The sequence below is a fragment of the Polaromonas sp. genome (genome assembly GCF_029945685.1).
In the GTDB taxonomy this organism is placed as follows: domain Bacteria; phylum Pseudomonadota; class Gammaproteobacteria; order Burkholderiales; family Burkholderiaceae_C; genus Polaromonas.
On record NZ_JAQSDA010000018.1, the window covers coordinates 1 to 2,663 of the forward strand.

Annotated in this window: 3 protein-coding genes; 2 read left to right on the forward strand and 1 reads right to left on the reverse strand. The window is 59.6% G+C overall.

All coding sequences use genetic code 11. The features are described 5' to 3' along the window. Positions 1-892, forward strand: an 892-nt coding sequence (locus tag PSV26_RS11595) for an ABC transporter substrate-binding protein (protein WP_062347425.1), incomplete at its 5' end; no start/stop codon positions are given. Between the two features lie 128 nt (positions 893-1,020). On the opposite strand, the gene PSV26_RS11600 is transcribed toward PSV26_RS11595, so the two are convergent. Next, complete coding sequence (locus PSV26_RS11600; RefSeq protein ID WP_062347432.1) at positions 1,021-1,500, reverse strand: MarR family winged helix-turn-helix transcriptional regulator; 480 nt, start codon at positions 1,498-1,500, stop codon at positions 1,021-1,023. 567 nt (positions 1,501-2,067) lie between these two features. Here PSV26_RS11600 and PSV26_RS11605 point away from each other — a divergent pair. Continuing rightward, positions 2,068-2,538 carry a MarR family transcriptional regulator gene (locus PSV26_RS11605; protein ID WP_300570824.1) on the forward strand — a complete coding sequence of 157 codons (471 nt, stop codon included), beginning with the start codon at positions 2,068-2,070 and terminating at the stop codon, positions 2,536-2,538. Positions 2,539-2,663 lie beyond the last annotated feature (125 nt).

A 2,663-nucleotide genomic window follows, 5' to 3' on the forward strand; every position in this document is an offset into this window, starting at 1 on the left:
GGTGCTGTCCGTCGAGGAAACGTTCTTCCGGATGCTGCGCAATCGCGAGTTCGATGCCGCCGAGCTTTCGATGTCATCGTATTGCGTGACTCTGGGCCGGGACAATCCAGACTTTATCGCCATCCCGGTGTTCCCGTCACGTTTCTTCCGTCATTCCTGCATCTTCGTGTCGGCCAAGAGCGGCATCGAAAAACCGTCCGACCTTGTCGGCAAGCGCATCGGCGTCCCGGAATATCAGATGACCGCGCCGGTCTGGATCCGCGGTATCCTGCAGGACGAATATGGCATCGACCCGGCGTCGGTCACTTATGTCACGGGCGGCGAGGAAGAGCCGGGCCGTGAGGAAAAGCTCAAACTCAATCTGCCGGACAAGTTCAAGGTTGAGCCGATCGGGCCAAACCAGACGCTGACCCGGATGTTGGCTGATGGCGAGATCGACGCGCTGCACACCGCGCGTGCTCCATCGACCTTCTATTCGGAACCGCACAATGTGCGGCGCCTGTTCCCGGACTTCGTCCAGGTCGAGAAAGCCTATTTCGGCAAGACGAATATCTTCCCGATCATGCACGTCGTTGCCATTCGCCGCGACATTTACGAGAAGAACCGCTGGATCGCACAGGCGCTCTACAAGGCGTTCGTCCAGGCGCAGCAGCTAACCTACGAACAGCTGCGCGTCTCAGCCTCGCTCAAGACGATGCTGCCCTGGCAAATTGCCGCGGTCGAGGAAACGATCGCGACGTTGGGCGATCAGTGGTGGCCTTACGGAATCGAGAAGAACCGCCACGTACTCGAGACCTTCACGCGCTATCATCATGAGCAGGGTCTGTCGCCGCGCCAGCTGACGATCGAGGACATGTTCGCGCCGGAGACGTTCGCGGAGTTCAAGATCTGACGTGATGCAATCCGGGAAATGACGGGGCGGAGCATAAGCGGTGCGGGAGCAGCGTGGTTGTCGATGCTCCGTCTTTGCCGGGCTGCCGCAGGATACCCGGCGAGCGGCCGCTGACCGGTTGCGCCCTGTCAGTCCTCGGCGGGGGTGTTCGGGATAGAATCGAATTCGGCGGCGAGATTGGCTGACATGCGCGAAAGCACGTCGACGCACGTCGCAACCTCGGCCGGATCGATCCCGGCGACGGCGATGCGGTTAATGTCGATCGCATATTGCATGAGCTCCGCTTCCAGGGCTTTGCCTCGTTGGGTCAGCGTAACGCTCAACTTGCGGCGATCAACCTTGTCGCGGGTGCGCTCTACAAGCCCGTGCTGCATCATGTTGTTGATTATCGACACAGTCGTGTTTTCTGTGACGTTGGTCATGTCGCTCAGATATTTCTGGGTGACGCCGTCGCGGATCCACAGCACACGAAGGTAATACCAGAAGCCCGTCTTTAGATCGTGCTTCGCCAGCATCGCATTGAGCAGGCGATCGAACCGCCGATGGCAGCGCCGGACCTGATAACCAAGGCTCCATTCCGGATTGAGCTGGGCGGGCCTGTTGGACAAATGCACTCTCCCTGGGGCGTGTCGCCATGTTCGCCCTCCCAATGAGGCAGGGGCAACGGCTTTGATGGTGCACCTGCCCGCCAACGTCCAGTTGGATACTGACGGCAGACTGGGCCTTGCCACGCTCTGCATCGGCGTCGGCATGGGCCTTGCGCTCGCGGTCGAACGGGTCTGAATCGTGCTTCGGTGACACCCTATCTATTCCACGCGGATTGAGCGTGGGTTCTCCGGCCCTTTGAATCCCGCCCGAACTAGGGTGGCCCTCGTGCCCTTACGTCGGTTGAATATATGGCAGTCACGACCATCAAGGCCGCCGAACGAACGCCGGAATCTCGCCCTCGACCCGGATGAGAAACCGCGGGACCGTCAAGTCATAATCCATTAACAAGTCAACCGACCCACGCGGCTGGGGCGGTTGCCAAGAAGGAATGCACGCTGGTTTCGACATTCAACAGGCCCGATGGTTCGGGTCATGCAGGGCCGATTTCGATGAGCGGAGATAGCGGGGAAATCAACCTGCCGTTCGACCTGAGTATCGGATATCAAATCCGACTCACGCATCGACTTATGCAAAAGCTGCTACAGCTGAAGATCGAGCAGTTCGGCGTCACCCTGGGCATGTGGTACTTCTTGCGCGTCCTGTGGGACCAGGACGGCTTAACCCAGAAGGAACTGTCCGACCTTGTTGGAACGATGGAGCCGACCACGCTTTCGGCGATCGCTTCCATGGAGCAACGGGGAATCGTTGCCCGGGTCCGCAACGCGGCGGACAAGCGGAAGATCAACATCTTCCTCACCCCTTACGGTCACGAGCTGAAAAGGAAGCTTCTGCCCATTGGCATCGAAGTTGGGGATATCGCTAAGACCGGCATTTCGCGCCGCGAAGCGGATCTCCAGATCGCCCTATTGGGCGAGCTGCAGACCAATCTAGAAGCTGCGATTCGGAGCCTCTCCCCCGAGGAGCCCGACGCGAAGCCGGGTCGGCGGCGCCGAGAGGACCGAGGGGTCGCCGGCATCACTCATGAGGCAGGCGACTGATGCGATAGTGGGTGTCCTCGCCACCATGGATGCCCCACATCAATGTTGCGCGCCGATACTTACATCACTAATGGTTAGATAACTAAGGAACTGCACGGTGGCGGTCTGCGACGTGAAGGTTGCGT

Excerpts from the sequence above, each read along its gene's own strand:
- PSV26_RS11605 (WP_300570824.1), top strand. The coding sequence starts at position 2,068 with ATGCAAAAGCTGCTACAGCTGAAGATCGAGCAGTTCGGCGTCACCCTG.